Source organism: Paraburkholderia sp. BGA-UO-ETr-F21 (assembly GCF_059567925.1).
In genome coordinates this window covers 377,910-394,645 of the sequence record NZ_JCAQOY010000036.1, presented here as the reverse complement: position 1 = coordinate 394,645, position 16,736 = coordinate 377,910, and the positions used below count along the sequence as shown (strand labels likewise).

At 58.4% G+C, this 16,736-nt stretch carries 17 protein-coding genes and 2 pseudogenes; 15 read left to right on the top strand and 4 right to left on the bottom strand.

Going from position 1 to position 16,736, the window contains the following annotated elements; genetic code table 11:
- Positions 1–470: 470 nt before the first annotated feature.
- On the bottom strand, positions 471–2,150 hold the full coding sequence (locus tag AC57B1_RS22855; protein WP_496418760.1) for a putative bifunctional diguanylate cyclase/phosphodiesterase: 1,680 nt from the start codon (positions 2,148–2,150) through the stop codon (positions 471–473).
- 512 nt (positions 2,151–2,662) lie between these two features.
- Between AC57B1_RS22855 and AC57B1_RS22850 the strand changes: the two genes are divergently transcribed.
- The 6 genes from AC57B1_RS22850 to AC57B1_RS22825 all read left to right on the top strand — a co-directional run bounded on the left by AC57B1_RS22850 (position 2,663) and on the right by AC57B1_RS22825 (position 7,298).
- Positions 2,663–3,274 (top strand): winged helix-turn-helix domain-containing protein, encoded by a 612-nt coding sequence (locus AC57B1_RS22850; RefSeq protein WP_496418759.1) that lies wholly within the window; start codon positions 2,663–2,665, stop codon positions 3,272–3,274.
- A 1,342-nt stretch (positions 3,275–4,616) separates the two neighbouring features.
- Positions 4,617–4,895 (top strand): HU family DNA-binding protein, encoded by a 279-nt coding sequence (locus AC57B1_RS22845; protein WP_496418758.1) that lies wholly within the window; start codon positions 4,617–4,619, stop codon positions 4,893–4,895.
- 201 nt (positions 4,896–5,096) lie between these two features.
- Positions 5,097–5,303, top strand: coding sequence for a hypothetical protein (locus AC57B1_RS22840; RefSeq protein WP_496418757.1), 207 nt, complete (start codon positions 5,097–5,099; stop codon positions 5,301–5,303).
- Between the two features lie 184 nt (positions 5,304–5,487).
- Positions 5,488–5,928, top strand: a complete 441-nt coding sequence (locus AC57B1_RS22835; protein WP_496418756.1) for an SET domain-containing protein — start codon at positions 5,488–5,490, stop codon at positions 5,926–5,928.
- A 356-nt stretch (positions 5,929–6,284) separates the two neighbouring features.
- On the top strand, positions 6,285–6,677 hold the full coding sequence (locus AC57B1_RS22830; protein WP_496418755.1) for a hypothetical protein: 393 nt from the start codon (positions 6,285–6,287) through the stop codon (positions 6,675–6,677).
- A 150-nt stretch (positions 6,678–6,827) separates the two neighbouring features.
- Positions 6,828–7,298 (top strand): GFA family protein, encoded by a 471-nt coding sequence (locus AC57B1_RS22825; RefSeq protein ID WP_496418754.1) that lies wholly within the window; start codon positions 6,828–6,830, stop codon positions 7,296–7,298.
- A 211-nt stretch (positions 7,299–7,509) separates the two neighbouring features.
- Here the strand turns inward: AC57B1_RS22825 and AC57B1_RS22820 are convergent, their stop codons facing one another.
- Positions 7,510–7,806 (bottom strand): VF_A0006 family four-cysteine protein, encoded by a 297-nt coding sequence (locus tag AC57B1_RS22820; RefSeq protein WP_496418854.1) that lies wholly within the window; start codon positions 7,804–7,806, stop codon positions 7,510–7,512.
- 402 nt (positions 7,807–8,208) lie between these two features.
- Between AC57B1_RS22820 and AC57B1_RS22815 the strand changes: the two genes are divergently transcribed.
- From AC57B1_RS22815 to AC57B1_RS22800, 4 genes are all read left to right on the top strand, one after another.
- Entirely contained in the window at positions 8,209–8,643 is a 435-nt protein-coding gene (locus AC57B1_RS22815; RefSeq protein ID WP_496418753.1) for a hypothetical protein, read from the top strand.
- Positions 8,644–8,732: 89 nt separating this feature from the next.
- A complete protein-coding gene (locus tag AC57B1_RS22810) occupies positions 8,733–8,921 on the top strand; it encodes a hypothetical protein (protein ID WP_496418752.1) in 189 nt (62 codons plus the stop codon).
- Positions 8,922–9,369: 448 nt separating this feature from the next.
- Entirely contained in the window at positions 9,370–9,846 is a 477-nt protein-coding gene (locus AC57B1_RS22805) for a hypothetical protein (RefSeq protein WP_496418751.1), read from the top strand.
- Between the two features lie 236 nt (positions 9,847–10,082).
- Complete coding sequence (locus AC57B1_RS22800) at positions 10,083–10,499, top strand: MarR family winged helix-turn-helix transcriptional regulator (protein ID WP_084167099.1); 417 nt, start codon at positions 10,083–10,085, stop codon at positions 10,497–10,499.
- 553 nt (positions 10,500–11,052) lie between these two features.
- Here AC57B1_RS22800 and AC57B1_RS22795 read toward each other — a convergent pair.
- A complete protein-coding gene (locus AC57B1_RS22795; RefSeq protein WP_408354398.1) occupies positions 11,053–11,826 on the bottom strand; it encodes a helix-turn-helix transcriptional regulator in 774 nt (257 codons plus the stop codon).
- 109 nt (positions 11,827–11,935) lie between these two features.
- On the opposite strand from AC57B1_RS22795, the gene AC57B1_RS22790 reads away from it, so the two are divergent.
- Positions 11,936–13,015 (top strand): alcohol dehydrogenase catalytic domain-containing protein, encoded by a 1,080-nt coding sequence (locus AC57B1_RS22790; RefSeq protein WP_496418750.1) that lies wholly within the window; start codon positions 11,936–11,938, stop codon positions 13,013–13,015.
- 48 nt (positions 13,016–13,063) lie between these two features.
- Here AC57B1_RS22790 and AC57B1_RS22785 read toward each other — a convergent pair.
- Positions 13,064–13,251: pseudogene (locus tag AC57B1_RS22785) on the bottom strand (hypothetical protein); the annotation flags it as partial.
- Between AC57B1_RS22785 and AC57B1_RS22780 the strand changes: the two are divergent.
- The 4 genes and pseudogenes from AC57B1_RS22780 to AC57B1_RS22765 all read left to right on the top strand — a co-directional run.
- Positions 13,224–13,934: a GNAT family N-acetyltransferase gene (locus AC57B1_RS22780; protein ID WP_496418749.1), complete on the top strand. Its 711-nt coding sequence runs from the start codon at positions 13,224–13,226 to the stop codon at positions 13,932–13,934. The pseudogene AC57B1_RS22785 and the gene AC57B1_RS22780 sit on opposite strands and share 28 nt — an antisense overlap.
- Before the next feature lie 132 nt (positions 13,935–14,066).
- Positions 14,067–14,567: an SRPBCC family protein gene (locus AC57B1_RS22775; protein WP_496418748.1), complete on the top strand. Its 501-nt coding sequence runs from the start codon at positions 14,067–14,069 to the stop codon at positions 14,565–14,567.
- Positions 14,568–14,829: 262 nt separating this feature from the next.
- The gene (locus AC57B1_RS22770) at positions 14,830–15,054 is read left to right on the top strand and encodes a hypothetical protein (RefSeq protein ID WP_496418747.1); all 225 of its coding nucleotides are present in this window, start codon (positions 14,830–14,832) and stop codon (positions 15,052–15,054) included.
- A gap of 532 nt (positions 15,055–15,586) precedes the next feature.
- A pseudogene (locus tag AC57B1_RS22765) lies at positions 15,587–16,405 on the top strand (IS110 family RNA-guided transposase); the annotation flags it as partial.
- Between the last annotated feature and the right edge of the window lie 331 nt (positions 16,406–16,736).

The following is a 16,736-nucleotide window of genomic DNA, read 5'->3' as shown; positions in this document are numbered from 1 at the left end:
TTTCACCGCTCAGCGGCCGGCTTGGACCACGCGGACGGCTGCTGTAGCTTGGAAGCTGCCGTTTGGCGACATCGGGTCGAACGGCCGAACTGGGTCGGGTTGCGTCAATCCGCTCGTCAAATTCGACGCCGGAAAGCGGCCACTGAAAATCCGCTTCCCGGAAGCGGCCAGTCGCCGGTGAGTACTTCCGACCCACAGCGGCCGACCGTCCTATGTTGTCCGAGGAGGTCGCTTCCACGTTCACAAACGATCATTCTCGGCCGCACTGATGACGTCGCGTGCTGGAGGTTGATCCTGTGAGTAGCGCGGAGTCATCGCAGTCCGGTTTGCCCTCGTGGGCGGCCCTGCGTTCGCGCGGCGGGTCGCCATCCTGGGCGGGTTCGCGTTGTCTCACCCTTTCGATTGTTGCTTGCGAACGGGAGGCTAGATGACATCGCTAACGAATCCGCCGACGGGCTGCGCGTTGACCGCTAGCGCGGTCCGCTTCCTGCGTTGTGCAATGACGAAGCTCCAGCCGCCCCGAACCGTGGCTCGGCGTAAGGTTCGATGCGCGCTGCCGATACCGGCCTGCCAATAAAATATCCCTGCACGGCATCGCAACCGAGCTCTTTGACTAGGGCGAATTGCGTTTCGGTCTCGATGCCTTCCGCGACCGTTCTCATGCCCAGCGCGCGCGCGAGCGCCACCATCGCTTCGACCATCGCACGTGCCTGGTGACAGGTCTCCTTAAGAGTGAGCTCCTGCACGAACGACTTGTCGATCTTGATGCGATCAACTGGCAACCGTGTGAGGTATGAGAGGCTGGAGTAGCCGGTGCCGAAATCGTCGAGCGAGACAGTCACGCCGAGCCTTCGTACAGCTGAAAGCGCGCGCGATGCGGCGGCGAAGTCGCTCATGACGACAGTCTCCGTCACCTCGATGTCGAGGGCGGAAGTGCATACGCCGGCCGCCTCGGCGGCCTCCGAAACCAGTGCGACGAGATCACAGTTCTGGATCGTCGTGGCCGAGAGATTGACGGCGACCTTGAACGGCATGCGGTTCGTCGCCTGCCATTTCGCCGCCTGGCGGAACGCAAGACGAATTAGCCAGTCGCCCGTCGCCTCGTAGGCCGGCGATTCAAGCAGCACGTCGAGAAAGTCGGCAGGCGTGAGGAGCCCCAGTTGCGGATGATTCCATCGCAGAAGCGCCTCGGCTCCGTAGACGTGGCCAGCATGCAGGTCCAGTTGTGGCTGGTAGTGCAGTTCGAACTGGCGCGCGGCGCTCGCTCTCTCCAGATCCGCGCGTAGTCGCCGGCGATGCCCGAGGCGCTGCGCATCCTCCTTGCCAAACGACCACACATGCGAACCGCCTGCGCGCTTCGCGTGATACATCGCGATGTCCGCATTACGCAGCAGCTCGCCCGCATTCGATGCCGAGATGGGGTAGCGCGCCACGCCGATGCTCGCGCCCACCGAGGCCCGCACGCACGGCGTCTGAATTGGCTCGCGCATGCGTAGTGTGACTTCGCCTGCGACGCGCGCGGCCTCGCCCTCTGGCGCATCGACGAGGCAAATTACGAACTCATCACCGCCGATGCGCGAAACATGCGGGCCTTCGGGAAACATGTCGAGAAGACGCTCGCCTATGAGACGCAGCACTTTATCACCCGCCGCGTGGCCAAACGAGTCGTTGATATCCTTGAAGCGGTCAAGGTCGATGAAGAGCAGATCGACGGAAGCGGCCCCGCCTTCATCGACGAGACGGTTCAGACGCAGCAGCAATTCCCGGCGGTTGATGAGGCCAGTCAGTTCATCATGCGTGGCTTGACGCGACAAGCGTTCGGAGATCGCGCGCGCTTCGGTGACATCGCGAACCAGCACGATGACACCGTCGTCGCATGGGAACGCCCGCACTTCAAACCAGGTACCGAGCGGCGAGTAAAAGTCAGTTGCGGTGCTCGGCATACCGGTCGCGGCCGCCTGCCGATAGGCTGCTTCGTAGCTCGACCCGATGAGATCCGGGTATTCGGCCCAGATCTCGCGACCCAGAAGGTCCTCGGACCGACGCTTTAGCAGCCGTGCAGCGGTCCGGTTGATATTCCGAAACTTCCACTCCCGGTCGAGCGCCATGACGCCGTCCGTGATGTGATCGACTATTTGAAAATCTTCCATGTCCTTGCCCCTCCCTGATGGACCGGTGCGAGGGTCCCGATATGTCTGTAATCGCTACCAGTGCGTATCGTAGGGGGAAATGGGCACGTTTGGAAACCGAAAGGTTTTCTGCGCTGGAGCTCCGCAGCGTCCCCTCGGCGCGGTCAGGCCAGGTGTGCCGTTCTCAGGGCGACCGCTTCCAGCGCGGAACCGGACATCTCAATGTCCGAGGTCCGGCGCCATCGAACGACGCTTGATGGCCGTTTATCGACTATACGACCTGCATACACCCCGAATCTCGCGAGGTTGCGATCGACAGCGAGGGACCTTTTCCTGCCTCGACGTTGACGGTTTCTGGTAATACCCTTGGGCTCGCACCACCACCTTGAGACCCGCGTCCAGTTGACGTCTGGAAGTGCGATTCTCCGATTTCTGTTGCGCTGCGCGCAATCTCGCATTGCGCAGACACACTATTTTGCGGCAGCTCGGCGCCCCTACCTGTAATCATATTTCAGACCGGGCTTCCCAAAATCATGAAAGTTGGCCGTTTTCACATAGACGTCGAAAAACGTCGCCTGATGCATGAAGGCGAAGACATGAAACTAGGGGTGCGAGCATTCGACATCCTTATCTGTATCGTCGCCGCTGGCGGACGGCTTGTCACGCGGGATGAGTTGTTGACAGCTGCATGGAAAGGGCGGGTGGTCGAAGATAACAACCTCGACGTTCATCTCTGTGCCATACGTAAGAAGCTCGGCCCAGACCGCAGCCTCATTATTACGGTGCCACGTCGAGGCTACCGTTTTGCAACGGCTCAAATTGGGGCTGAGCCGGGCTGCATCTGTGCAATCAAAGATGAACTTCCTTCGGATGCAAAGAAGTCTCGCGCTCGCTTGGAGGTTGCGATCAACCTGTTGCTTGAAATTTTCGACAGACCGGTTCCGGAATCGCGTAATGCGTTGCCATGGTCGAGGCCGGAAATGAACCGTCTGCAGGATAGTCAGGTCTCGCAACTACGGTCCGCGGCCGTGCGTAATGGTCGCGCACGTGCCAAGGCCGCGCGCGCAGTTTTTGCCGGAGCTCCGGCAGCCGGCCGTCTTCGTCGTACACGTTCAAACCCGAAGCGTTGGCTGCGTCGGCTTTGATGCAAGTCAGCTGGCCGGCTTCTGTGGTAGATGTTGGCGGGATGCCGCCAAGCGACGCTAGCTGCCCCGCACAACGAGACGGTTCACTCTCAGAGAGCGCGGCCGCAACCTGCTGCAAAGCCGGCCATCATCGCCCGCGAACGAGGGGCTGCAAGAGGTTGGAAGTGTGAGTTCGCCGATGCAGAAAGCTGCCGTTTTGCGGTGTGGTGCCGTCACCGCCAGCAATGCTCTACATGGCTGGCGTGGAACCAAGCCGGTCTCAACGTCAACGATGACCGAGCGTTAATCCTTTTTGGTTGGATGGCCGGTGACAGTTGTAGCCGACCTTTGAACGCCGAGCGACGCCGAATGTGAACGGCGGCTTGTGGCCGGGTTGAGGCGATGCCACCGGCAATTTGCTCGCTGGAAACGGCCGTTGAGCAGGGGCGGACGAGACCTTGGCGATTCAAATTGAATGGCGACCTCGAACGGCGGCTCATGGCCGGGCAGAGGCAATGCCGCCTGCGATCTCCTCGCCGAAGACCGGACATCGAGCGTGGGCGGACGAAACCTTGGACATACGAATTGGCTGGCGACTCCTACCGACGGCTTGCGGCACCCAGTCCGACGTTGCGCTGGCTGCTGGCTGCGGGCGGCTGGTTCCGCCGATCACGCGACTTCATCGGCAGGCGCCAGGCTGGTTTGCGCCCGACCCCACGGAGACAGGCCGGTAGCAGTCAGCTACCGTACCGTTCGGCTATTTCGCAGCCGCGTCGCGGCCATTGGCGCGCATAGCGTTACAAAATTAGTTGCAACGCGACTGTGCAGTGGTAACGAATTAGTTGACGTTGAATACGCGCCGGCGCCTTCATGGGGACGTCGAAGAGAGAAATGGTGCGTTGCACAACGGTAGTAACAGATTTGCTTGCGCGAGCGGCAAAAACCGCGGAATTCGGGCTGAGCCGCGTGCCGAACGGGTAGCCGTTCTCCGCACACCCTGTCGGCCGCGATGCGTCACGGAAGCCCGACTGGACCCAAGGCTCGGAGAGGACAGGGCGCCGACGACAGCCGCCGTTCGTCAGGGGCGCCATCAACCAGCGTCGTGGCGCAAACCCCCACCGGATTGGCGCGCCGGTGAGTCTCCGGCGTGGTCGGCACCCGGACGCCTATCGGATCCATCCGGCGGATGCGGCCGGTCGATGGCTGAGTGGCGCAGCCCCGCCTTCATGGCGGCGTCCTGTATCGGCCACGCTCCGACGCACGCGTCGTGTGTCGTGAATCGGCAGGGAGGGCGCGCCGGTTGCGCAAGCGTGCGCGGATCGGGTAGGGTGGCGGCATCTACAACCACAACGAGGAGCAAGCAATGAACAAGCAGGAACTGGTCGACGCAGTGGCCACGAAGACGGGCGGCAGCAAGGCGGCAACCGGCGAGGCGATCGATGCGGTGATCGCGGCGATCACGGGCGAAGTGACGAAAGGCGGCACGGTGCAACTGGTGGGATTTGGTTCGTTTTCCACCGGCGCGCGCGCTGCGCGGGTCGGCCGCAATCCGGCGACTGGCGCCGAGATACAGATCCCGGCTGCGAAGACAGTGAAGTTCACGGCGGGGAAGGCGTTCAAGGATGCGGTGAACGGCGCCTGAGACCGTACGCAAGCCGTCGCCGGATTTCTGCCGATGGCGCGGCTGCCGGCAGGGTAGCCGCCACAGGTGCTGGCGGCAGCCGCGGCACGGAGTGATCGGGCAAGGGCTGGACCTCGGCCAGTTGGCCTGGTAGCATCAGTGCGAGATACCGCGATGTACCGCGGCCCCTGCGATTCGCTTCATGTCTCTCTAGATAGCCGTATGGAAAAGAAACGATCGCGGACCGGGCGCGAAATCTCGTGCCCAACGATCGGTGCGTTACTGCGTTACCGGACGCGCATCGTGCGCGTCATCGCGGGAGCCCGCGGGCAACGCGCGATGATCGAGTCGCTCGACACCACAGGCAGGACCTTCTTGAGCACGGTGAAGTGGGTCAGCCTGCGTGAGCTCGGCAATCAGCTTTTCTGAAGCCGGATGTCTTCGCGGGTGAGCGGTCAGTCACGCCGGGAGGCGTGCGGATCAAATACCTCGACTCTCCAGTTCTGATATACGCGCCGACGCCCGATCGTGGCAGGTGCGTGCTCATCCCATCACACTGGATGGGGAAATTTGCTACTCGTATACTGGCGCTGACATCGGCAAAGGAAAGTGTATGAGGCGCGTAGTTGTCCGGCGGTCTCCAGTTCACGGCAAAGGCGTATTCGCCTTGCGCGCGCTCGCGGCGGCCGAACGGGTGCTTGAATACAAGGGTGAAATCACCTCGTGGCGCAATGCGGTGCGACGTCACCAGCATCAAGGCGTCGAAGGACACACATTTCTTTTTGGCCTGTCGGATGGGCGGGTGATCGACGGCAGCCGTGGCGGCAACAGCGCGCGCTGGCTCAATCATGCGTGCGCACCCAACTGCGAGACCATCGAGGATGAGGGACGGATTTTCATCTACACGCTCCGGCCAGTCGACGCAGGCGAAGAGCTTTTCATCGATTATCTGCTGGCAATCGACAACGCCGTAGACGAAGAGGCTCGCGCGCAATATGCATGTGCTTGTGCGTCTGTCGGGTGTCGTCGGTCGATGCTCGCTGTGACCGCGTAATGGGGAGCCAAGGCAGGGCGGTCCCGAGAGCGACAACGGCGCGACAGGGGAACTGGTTCCCGACTGCTGGAAGACTCACGTCGAATCGATTCAGGGGATTTTTCGAGGAAAATTGAACCCGTGCGATCGATACGCAACATGTGTCCTCGAACCGGGCGGTGGGTTCAGTCATCGTGTCCGATGAGAGTCGAGCTTCTGATGTCGGCCATGAAGGGACATTCGGCGTCTCTGGCTAGATCGTCAACAACCCTGATGTTTGGGTACCCTGCCGGTTATGCTAAAAGGTGTTCGAACATCCTCGAAAGATGAGCTCGGAGTTGGAATGCTACTTACCCTTACGCCGCTATGGCGCGATCATGACGGCATGCTTAAACTTCGATTTTTTCGTCGAGGGCTCGGGCTATGCGGCAGAAATCACCTTCTACTGCTACCCAGAAACGATAGAAGCGTTCGGTCGTACTCTGGGTGAATTTCCTCGGTCATCGATAGATGAAGTGGTTTTTGAGAATGGCTCAACCGCTCCGAATTCTTATAGTTGGCTGGCTCTGCGCGTGTTCGTCTTTGATGGGGTCGGCCATTCAGCACTTGAGGTCGAGTATCAACGAAATGGCACGCGCCTAGTAAGCGCCCGATCTCGGTTTGCCGTTGAACTCGAGCCTGCAACAATCAATCGACTCGGCTCTGAACTAGCCGCCTGGGCGTCATTGGCCGGTGAAGAATCTTTTGAGTTCACCTCCGCACAGCGATAGGCTGTGCATGCCGGCTGCACGAGGCAGGACCCGGCCGAGAACGGCCGTTCGACAATCGCTGGCGGAAAGTCTACAAATCTCGCTGGCTCACGCATGTTCCGAACTAACAAAATTTGCCGTTTTTAAATCTGCGGCATTTAGGAGCCTTGTATGCCCGCACCCTACATCGGCAGCTGCCTCTGCGGTCAGATCAAGTTTGAGCTCCGGCACGAACCACTCACTTTTTATGTTTGTCATTGCACCACCTGTCAGCGAAGAACAGGCGGTGCTGCGCTGCCCGTGATGTGGGTCCGTCGAGTCGATTTGCATGTCCTGGAAGGTGAGCCGATCATGCTGACCTTTGACTTTGACTTTGGTCGAGGGCGGCAGCGGCGCAGCAAGGCATGCGCGCGCTGTGACACGCGGCTTTGGGCCGAGCCCGTTGATCAGCCCGATCTGGCGATACTCAGACCAGGCACATTGCAAAACCAAAGCGAATTTTCCCCGATCGCGCACATATTCACCCGTAGCAAACAGCCATGGTTTCTGATTCCAGATGGCATTCCTAGTTTTGAAGGAAGTGTCGGCGAGCAGGAAGAATTGCTTCGCTTATGGCGCGAACGGAAGATCGACGGGCGCTAAGGAACCCGGAATTGACGCTGGACGGGCGGTGATCAGAGAGCTTGTCACCAAATTGCGGGCCGATCGCCTGTTTCAATATGATCCAGTCGTCTTCGGGCTCAGTCCGGCCATGAAGGGACACTCAACGAGACCGCGTCCATTGTCGACAATCTTCGGAGCTGCGCTTAGCCGCGCGAATTGGCGATCCGGTTTCCACCGTCGGCCAACCTTCTTAAAGCCCCCCTCGCCGCGTGCATACCGCATTGATCCTCATAATCGCGAACTGCTCTCTCGCTCCAGGCATATTTTGAAGAATGCATTCGTGATATGCCTGCTCACGCGGGAGCAGCATCTCGCTATTTCTATACAGCGCGTAGCATGACCGTTGAATGTAGTTCGAGGCAACTTGACTACGGGCGTCGCGCAACCCGACAAGCAAACACTCGTCATATGAGGAACCGCTGTCGGCCAATGCAGGTTGCATTGTTACCAAACCTGAAAGGCATATTGCCGCTCGGGCGGCATGCATCCGTAAAGCGCTTATGGGCATTGCTAAGCTCTCAATCTGTAATTTGCTTGGGATGGTTTTACCCAGGATTTGACAAAAGTTTATCAAAGCAAGGCCCATCCCACCCGCGGCATACTGAAACAATTTTCCGGCTGCATGCAATCATCAGCGCACGGGTCGCACATTAGCTAGGCTTCCGGGATCGGCCAATTTGGGACGTTTGACTTCGCTGTCCAAATTGCTAACAACCAGTCGGAATTGCGCGAGATTTGCGCGCGTTGTTGATCGCGCGCTCCACGTCCGAGGATTGAACCACTAGTCGTGCGTCGGCCGGACGCGTCGCGTGCAGCGTGTGGATCACTCAAGAATTTCGACTGTTTGCCGATATTAAAGTCCAGCGTCCTTTCATTGAAGCCGAAACTCATGACCCAGCGATTCAAATCATGGCTGCTGGCGTTCGCATTGAGCGCAGCATGTGCCGGTATCGTGGCATGCCTGAACCTGGTAATCGACAGTCCGGAATATTCGCAGCCGTCCTGGTTGATCTATTTACATGTGGCTTGCGCATTCGTTGGCGCGCTTGCCATCACTCGTTTCATCCAAGGGATTCCCGCCGCACTGCAGGGGCCGGGTTCACGATCCACTGTCGCACAAGGCGTCGTCGCCCACAACAGGGTAGCCGTCGTGAACATCGTCGTGCCAGGGAAGAGTGCATTCTTCTCGACACTCCGGTGCGTCATGATTCTCTGTTTTGTGCTGTGCCTCATGGCACAGTTTGTTCAAGTCGGCAAGCTTACAGACGACACGAGCGGTTCGCCCATCAGTCGCGGCCCGCAGTTGCGGAAGCTAAGTATATGAGGCCGGTTTGTAAGCCGCGTCGCGAGCCATCTGCGACAGCAAAGGCTCCAGAGGAAGTAAATGATGTGCGTCGTCGGTTGGCGCCCGAGATGCTTGTGGTCTTCCTGCTCGCGCTGGGCATCGCCTCGATCTGCTTCGGACTTTACAGCCTGATTCAAGCATTCGACGTCTTCGATCTTCCGGGCCCATTTAGGATCTGGTTCTCGCGCGCCCTCGTCGCGATGGCGGTCGGCGTGATCGCCTTGCATATCGGTGGAAAGCGCGCAGAGGTGCTCTAGGGCACGTTCGTAGGACGCAGTGCGGCCACTTTCGGTCATTCGATTTCGGCCCGCAGTTCGCGGACGATTGACGCCACCGGTCTCTTGTCCTCAAGTATCGCGCCCAAGCTCCGATTGATACCAAGACTGAATGGAGGCTAAAACAATGCCACACGGAGGAAATCCGGTTCTTCGACTGCTGTTGAGATACTGGTGGGTATTGTATTTCGCGGCGTGCCTCAGTTGGGGTATCCATGATTGGGGAGAAATCTTGGCCTCGCCAACGATGCCAAACGTGACTACGGGGAATATTATTCCTTACAATAACCATGGAAAGATCGTGTACATAACGCCCAGTCAGAGCCGCGCCATGATCTGGCAACCCTGCATCGGACCGATCCTGATCCTCATCGTATTTTTAGTTCGACAGCGACAGAGAAAGCGTGAAACCTAAAGGTTCGTGGATTTCTTGGATCTGCTGCGTAACTTGGACATTGAAAGAGCGGATCGAATGTATAGACCTTGGAAGCCCCTCGGGAAAATCGTCAAAGGTGACTGGCCAGGCTTCGATTTAAAGATCAAGGGGCGCAGCGTCGCTGTGAACCGTCATGTGTGGCGAGACCGAATCTGCATTTCCGGAATGCAACTGAATTTCCAGCACAGCGTAGCTGGTTTCTATCTTATCGACGAAAGCGTTGAAGTTACGTCGAACTACTCACCCATTCCTCAGGCGTTCGATAACTCGGACGCGGCGTGGCGTGGCTGCGAAATGTGGGTTGAGGAGAACAGTCCACGGATCGAGCTATACGGAGAACTCGGAAAAGTAAATTATGAGAGGTTGAACAGCTACTACATGGTAGGACAAGACGTTGTGCTGGTAGTCGACGCAGAAAGGGAACCGACGGTGATCGAGTTGCCGGCAACATCGCTGCCGGTCTGGGAATGACCGGTTTCGAGATTGGTGACTGTCTCCAATGGGTCGGGTTATGCCTTTTGTATGAGATGCGCACCCGGCGCGATGGCCGCGCACGACACGTGGGGCAAGGTGCGGCCAGGAGCAGCCGATCAGCATCGTGCTCGAAAGCGGCCGTTGGGCTATCGGTCAAATCGCAACGTAACTATCCTGCGAGAGCTTGTTAAATTTTAGTTGCCTTGCTAACCATATTGCGATTTAATGAACCCATGTTCGATCATTGCCTCTACTTCAATTCTTCGGCACTCGCGCGCCTCGCTGAGCGTGAATGGGCAGCTGTGTACGCGCCATTCGGGCTGACGCCGGCACAGGGATTTGTGCTGCGCGTAGTGCTTGCATCTCCCGGGTGCCTGAGTAGTCAGGTTGCGGACACATTAGGCATTGCTCGCCCCACCGCCACCCGACTTATCGACAATCTTTCTGAAAAACGATTGGTCGAACGCCGCCAGGCTGAATCGGATGGTAGGGAATGGTGCGTCTACCCAACCCGTGCAGGAAGGGCGCTCGACCAGCCAATTAACGATGCTAGTGCGGCGATCGCGAGAGCCCTGCGTGCGAAAGTTGGGCCGGAACTGTTCGAATCGGCTGTCTCCAGCATGCACGGCATCAGGAAGGCGCTTTCTTGAGGCCCGGATTCTTGTCTCAAATGATTGTCTTGCTAATTAAATCGGAAGGCCAATGAGAAACGTATCGACACAAAGAACGACCGCCCCGCGAAGTTTGCAGCGACAATCGTGGAGATCGGGGGCTGGAGTGCGATGGACCGCGGGCATCGCCTTTGCGGTAGCGGCGATTGCATTGTTCCTCACGGCTGTCGCCTATGCGCCGGCAAGCATCCGCGCAAACAATAACCTTTGTCTTCAGCAAGTCGCGAACGATGAACACGCGAGTCTCGAAGCCTTTTTTCAGAATCCCGCCCAACAAGACGCTTTTGTACAAGCCGTTACTGTCTGTTCGCGCTGAAAAAAACAAAGTCCTCCAGCAAACATCATTGGCGAGCGTCCGCTTCGTCGTTTCTCCAAGGACGGCTTTGGGTCGCAGTGAGACAAATAACCACCGTGCCATGAGCTTGGCCATCGACCTTTACCATAGCCGACCCTAAGCGGCAGTTCTAAATTGACCAGCTTGAGCGTATCGCCGAATGCCTGTCGACCGTCCCCCCCAACATACGAAGTCTCCTCAGACGGGAGTGTAGATCGAGAGTTTCAGCGACGGATCGTCGTTTGCCTGAAACGTAGCGTATTCGTAGCGTTGAGTGCCACGCTGAGGATGCGCGAGTACCTTCTGTCCGGATGCGCCACCACGGACATCGTGCGCGCTCCACCACCTCGCAAAATCCGGACTATGCGAACGCAGGCGTTCCACTAGCTCTACGAACGACGAGTCGGCGGAAAACAGATCATGCGTCGTGCGAAAGAGGGCGATCATGCGGCGCGCTTCGTTCACCCAGGCGGATCCGAACAGCCGCCGCGCTTCCGGTTCGATGAACATATAAACGAGGATGTTGTGGTCCGCCTCAGCCATGCGATCAAATCCGAACAGATCCGCGGCCGCCCGGTTCCACGTCAGGATGTCCCACCGGCGGCCGGTCACGTATGCCGGCAGGGGCAGGCTTGAAACGATGCGCGCGATCGCCGGCGGAACGCTCTCCGGTGCAAACGTACCCTGGTCATTGCAGCGGGCGAGCGTCCGCAGATGTGCGGCCTCTGCTTTTCCAAGGCGCAGGGCACGAGCAAGTGCGTCGAGAGTGGCATCGGAGGGACTGACCGCTCGCCCCTGCTCGAGCCGCACATACCAGTCCACGCCAATGCCCGCCAGTTCGGCAACTTCTTCCCGCCGCAGACCCGGCGTGCGACGGCGCCGGCCGCTTCTGGGCACGCCCGCATCCGGGACCAGTTTCTCCCGGCGCGAGCGCAGGAAATCACCAAATTCACTAAGTCTCGCTGCTGGCATGTTCGTCTCGCAGGGGGGTAGGCGCAAATCCTAGGATAGTACCAGGCCTTGTTGTTTATCCTGGGCTCGCCAGAATGACGTCGTCAAATCATCTATGAGGAGGACGACGATGAAAGCTGCAGTCCTGCATTCGCTTGACCGGCCGCTCGAGATTGCGCAGATACCGAACCCGGAAATCGGGACGGGCGAGGTGATCGTGGATGTCGCCGCCGCGCCGGTGCTGCCATACGCCAACGAAGTGTTCAATGGTCAGCGTCGTTATCCGATCGAGCTGCCCATGGTGCCCGGCTGCGGCGCGATCGGCCGCGTGAGCGCAATCGGCCCTGATGCTACGCATCTGAAGGCTGGCGACTGGGTGTTTTGCGACCCGACCGTGCGCTCGCGCGACGACGTCTTGATACCCGATATTGCGCTACAGGGCTGGAGTTCACGTGGCGAGGGCGGCCTGCGGCTGCAACGGTACTTTCATGATGGCCCGTTCGCTGAACAGGTGCGTGTGCCGACCGAGAACGCGATTCGAATCGGTGAGATCGATTCGGACGAGGCGGGGCGGTGGTGTGCGCTCAACGTCATGCTCGTGCCCTATGGGGGGCTGCTTTCGGCCGCGCTGCAGGCGGGCGAGACGCTGCTCGTGAGCGGTGCTACCGGCAATTTCGGCAGTGCTTGCGTGGCCGTCGCGCTCGCTATGGGGGCGCGTTGCGTGGTTGCCCCGGGTCGCAATGCACAAGCGCTCGACGATCTGAAACGGCGGTTCGGCGAACGTGTGCAACCGGTCAAACTTTCAGGCGATGAGCAGACGGACCGGGAACGAATGCAACAGGCGGCTCCGTGTCCGATCGATTGCGTAATCGATCTGTTGCCGCCTTCGGCACCCGCCACGGCCGTGCGTGCCGCGCTGATGGCCGTGCGCCCGTACGGTCGCGTCATTTTGATGGGTGGCGTGGGAATGCTCGGCGGCGCAGGGCTCAACCTGCCGTATCCATGGATCATGCGCAACGACATCACAATACGCGGCAAATGGATGTATCCGACGGAGGCTGTGACGCTCATGGTGGGCCTGGTCCGCTCCGGCTTGCTGGATCTTGGACATTTCGACATCAAGACATTCCCGCTCGTCGATGCCTACGATGCGGTAGCCCATGCGGCTGCGAACGGAGGTCCATTCAGAATGACCGTGATACAGCCTTAGCCGGCGATTGTGGCAGATGTCGGCCTTGCAGTGGTAATGGATTCATGCCTTGCTGTCGATGGCTAGGTTAACATCGCAAGGTCGCGGGTTCTCGCGGCCAGTTGCAGACGAATCCGTATCGCCCAGCTCTCTTTCAGTTTTAGCGGGGGCTTCTGCTCAGTAAGCTTGCCTTTGTGCCAAGGCACCCGTGCCTGGGCTGGCGGCGGTAATGGCTTCCATGGCGATGTCCTTTCCAAGTGAAGGGAGTACCAGTCTGCGCAAACCACCGGAGGCGACAAACGGCCAGTTTGTGACACTCGACCCATCGCTTAGACTGTCGACAATCATTGCTCCTGGCGCGAACAAAATGATGACTGAAATTGAACTCTTGAGGCCTTCGACTGCATTGCTGCCAAGCTACGTTTCTGCCCTTGAGGCGGGATGGTCACCTGACAATGTTCGTAAGGAGGCGGCTGCGCGCGAACAGTTGCACGCCATTGAATTGAACGCGGCGGCATTTGTTGACGGCCTGGATGATCCGACCGCATCTGGCGGCCCGATTCCTTTGCCCGACGGATCGACCGTTGCCCGTCTGCCAAGCATTGTTCGATGGATTTGGGACGGCGACGTTAGCGGCGCAATCGGATTTCGCTGGCAGGCTGGAACTGCCGAATTGCCGCCGTATGTGCTCGGACATATCGGCTTCTCAGTGGTGCCGTGGAAGAGAGGCAACGGCTACGCCAGTCAGGCGCTTAACTTGATGCTGCGCGAAGCGAGGCTTCAAGGCCTGTCCTACGTCGAGCTAACGGTTGATCCCGTAAATATAGCCTCGCAGCGGGTTATCGCAGCATGCAATGGCCTCCTGATCGAACGGTTCAAAAAGACGGCCGCCTATGGATTCGCTGAAAGTCTTCGTTATCGCATTGAGCTAGACGGCTGAGAAGGCTGTCAGACCCGGTTCAGCCAATCTCGGTTGTTCGACACCACTATGTAGATCGCCGACAATCTGTGATTCCAAAATCGAACCGGAAACGTCGCAACTGATCACGGGGCAAATATGGACTTACGTAGATTGCTGCTGAAAGGCACCGTTGTCAGCGTCGTTGCCGTTATGGGAGGCCTCTACGTCCTGCACGAGGACGGTAGTGCACATGCCGAAATCCTTATCGATCGACCACCTGCCGATGTCTGGAAAATCGTATCGAACGGCGCCGCATATTCTGCGTGGAATCCTTTCATCACGCGTGTGGACGGTGACTTCAGGGAAGGAGCAACAATCCGCATCGTGCTTGGCACCGGACCGGATTCGATTGTGTTCAGACCAACCGTTCTGCTCTTCCGTCCGCAGCAAAGCCTATGTTGGCGCGGCAGTGTATGGATTCGCGGCGTCTTCGACGGTACACATTGCATTCATCTCGCGGTCATCTCAGGGGGTACACGTCTTGAGCAAACGGAGTCCTTCTCTGGATTGTTTGCTGGACGATTGACGAAAGATGTTATCGAGGATACCCAGCGGGAATTTCAGGCGATGAATGCTGCGGTCAAGCAGCGCGCGGAGACGAGCGCGCCTTGAAGTCACAAGCGAGCTTCAAGCCGGCCATGAAGAGCCGTTCACCCTCGCTGAAGCTGGTTGTCGACAGCTGCCCTGGCAAGCGGCGGCCTTCGGGGCGTTTCGTTGTCGCCGAGCGGCCTTTGAATCGCTAAGGGTTTGTACCTATTCCGACAACTGTCAATTGTTCTGCAAGAGCTTAATCACAAGCCGCCTCCAGCCTAGACTGAAAGCACTGAAATGCAAACGGGTGTTTGCGGAAAATCAAACTCTGGAGGTAAGGATCATGAAATTTGTTCAATCGCTCGTTGTGGCCGCTGCTCTCGCTATTCCGGCTGTGTCGTCGTTCGCTCAATCGAATGAGGCCGCTGCACCGGTCAATTCTTTGTCGGGAACTCATCAGCATCTGCATTCGTTCCGTAACGATGTTTCTCGCTTGGGACACAAAATCCAGGGTTCAATTCGTCGGGATGCAAACGATGGGATGAAGTCGATTTACTTCGGTTCGTAAATCACCGGGGTTGAATGCTACAGGCCACTGTTGTACTGTTGACGTCCTTGCTTTAGGCCGTGAGCATTCTGTAGTTGCAATGGATCGAAACGCGCAGATCAATCTGCGCGTTTTTTGCTTTTTCGAAAACCTTCCTACTGTGCCTGCATTTTGCTGCGAGCGATGTCCGCTTCGGCGTCGACTTCTTTCGACCGTATCGGGCAGTGATCGGCCACAACCGGTCGTTCGACATACCCGCGCGAATCATCGACAATCGGGTGAAAAACCCTCGTTGCGACGGAATACAGGCGGATGGAACCTTGCACGATCCAATATACGGTCGATAACCTTTGCCATTGGGCAGGCATGGGCGACTATGTGTTGATTCCGCCCGATCGCAGCTATGAGATCACACTGCAGTATGAAGGCGAACCTCCGCATGGAGATTCATTTCACGTCGTTGAGATCGCGGGACGCCGGTTTCCCGGCTATGCATGGGGCAGCATGTTCGCAATATCCGAATGCTCGAACTTCATTGCCTTCAGTTGGATGGAACAGAAAGCTGATAGCCCCGCAGTTTGTGAAGCCATACGTCAAGAGTAACAAAAACGACGCAAACGACGCCGAAGCTATCTGTGAAGCGATGAGCCGGCCAGGAATGCGCTTTGTTGCCGTCAAGACCGTCGAGCAGCAGGACGTGCAGGCGGTTCACCGCGTCCGCGCCGGATTAATGGAGCAACGTAACGCAAAGGCAAACCAGATTCGCGGCCTGACCTCCGAATATGGCATTGTGGCGCCCCGAGAGATTCTCCAGTTGCGCCGCGCTGTTCCTGTCTGCCTAGAAGACGTACACAGCGGTCTGAGCGACCGATTCCGGCGTCTGCTCACGGGGCTGTGGGAGGACCTGCGCTCCCTGGACGACCGGATTCGCGAACTCGATCGTGAAATTGCTGCGATTGCCGCATCCGATCCCGTCGCCAGACGTTTGCAGCAATTACGCGGCGTTGGGCCAATGGTTGCGACGGCGTTGATCGCAACCGTGGGCAATGCCCGACAGTTTTCCAATGGCCGGCAGATGGCGGCGTCGCTCGGACTGACGCCCAGACAAAACAGCTCCGGTGGCAAAGAGCGGCTTCTAGGGATTAGCAAGAGAGGTGACGCTTATGTGCGTTGCCTGTTAATCCACGGCGCACGCGCGATGATCCAGATGGCCCGTCGACGGACTGATGCGCTAAGTCTGTGGGTCATGCGCATAGCAGGCAGCCGGCATCCGAACATTGCAGCCGTAGCGCTAGCAAACAAAACCGCACGCATAGCCTGGGCGATGATTACACGGGAAACCGATTACCAGCCGGAACTTGCCGCACATTGAAACAGTAACTACCAGCAGTACCTTCATCCACGATTGCAAAACAAGCCGCACGATGGCCAACAGGTCGAACCGGCGCTGATCAAACCCGTGACTGACCGAGGCCTTGAGCCCGTAGGAACGATTGGGAGTCAGCGCGCGAATAGCCCATCAGGGTCCGTTGCCTCACAGAGGCACAGTTGTACGAGACCGGATATACGTGAGCAATCGACACCGAGGCTTGACAAGCGACGTGTTTGCAAACGAGGAGGAGTCCATATACGGCCGGTCGACACCCTCGCGTAAATCGTCGACAATCAGAGCACTAACGAACCGAGATTCACGCCGCATCTGT

Coding starts and splice junctions, on each gene's coding strand:
- AC57B1_RS22855 (WP_496418760.1), bottom strand. CDS start 2,150: ATGGAAGATTTTCAAATAGTCGATCACATCACGGACGGCGTCATGGCG.
- AC57B1_RS22850 (WP_496418759.1), top strand. CDS start 2,663: ATGAAAGTTGGCCGTTTTCACATAGACGTCGAAAAACGTCGCCTGATG.
- AC57B1_RS22845 (WP_496418758.1), top strand. CDS start 4,617: ATGAACAAGCAGGAACTGGTCGACGCAGTGGCCACGAAGACGGGCGGC.
- AC57B1_RS22840 (WP_496418757.1), top strand. CDS start 5,097: ATGGAAAAGAAACGATCGCGGACCGGGCGCGAAATCTCGTGCCCAACG.
- AC57B1_RS22835 (WP_496418756.1), top strand. CDS start 5,488: ATGAGGCGCGTAGTTGTCCGGCGGTCTCCAGTTCACGGCAAAGGCGTA.
- AC57B1_RS22830 (WP_496418755.1), top strand. CDS start 6,285: ATGACGGCATGCTTAAACTTCGATTTTTTCGTCGAGGGCTCGGGCTAT.
- AC57B1_RS22825 (WP_496418754.1), top strand. CDS start 6,828: ATGCCCGCACCCTACATCGGCAGCTGCCTCTGCGGTCAGATCAAGTTT.
- AC57B1_RS22820 (WP_496418854.1), bottom strand. CDS start 7,806: ATGCATGCCGCCCGAGCGGCAATATGCCTTTCAGGTTTGGTAACAATG.
- AC57B1_RS22815 (WP_496418753.1), top strand. CDS start 8,209: ATGACCCAGCGATTCAAATCATGGCTGCTGGCGTTCGCATTGAGCGCA.
- AC57B1_RS22810 (WP_496418752.1), top strand. CDS start 8,733: ATGCTTGTGGTCTTCCTGCTCGCGCTGGGCATCGCCTCGATCTGCTTC.
- AC57B1_RS22800 (WP_084167099.1), top strand. CDS start 10,083: ATGTTCGATCATTGCCTCTACTTCAATTCTTCGGCACTCGCGCGCCTC.
- AC57B1_RS22795 (WP_408354398.1), bottom strand. CDS start 11,826: ATGCCAGCAGCGAGACTTAGTGAATTTGGTGATTTCCTGCGCTCGCGC.
- AC57B1_RS22790 (WP_496418750.1), top strand. CDS start 11,936: ATGAAAGCTGCAGTCCTGCATTCGCTTGACCGGCCGCTCGAGATTGCG.
- AC57B1_RS22780 (WP_496418749.1), top strand. CDS start 13,224: ATGGCTTCCATGGCGATGTCCTTTCCAAGTGAAGGGAGTACCAGTCTG.
- AC57B1_RS22770 (WP_496418747.1), top strand. CDS start 14,830: ATGAAATTTGTTCAATCGCTCGTTGTGGCCGCTGCTCTCGCTATTCCG.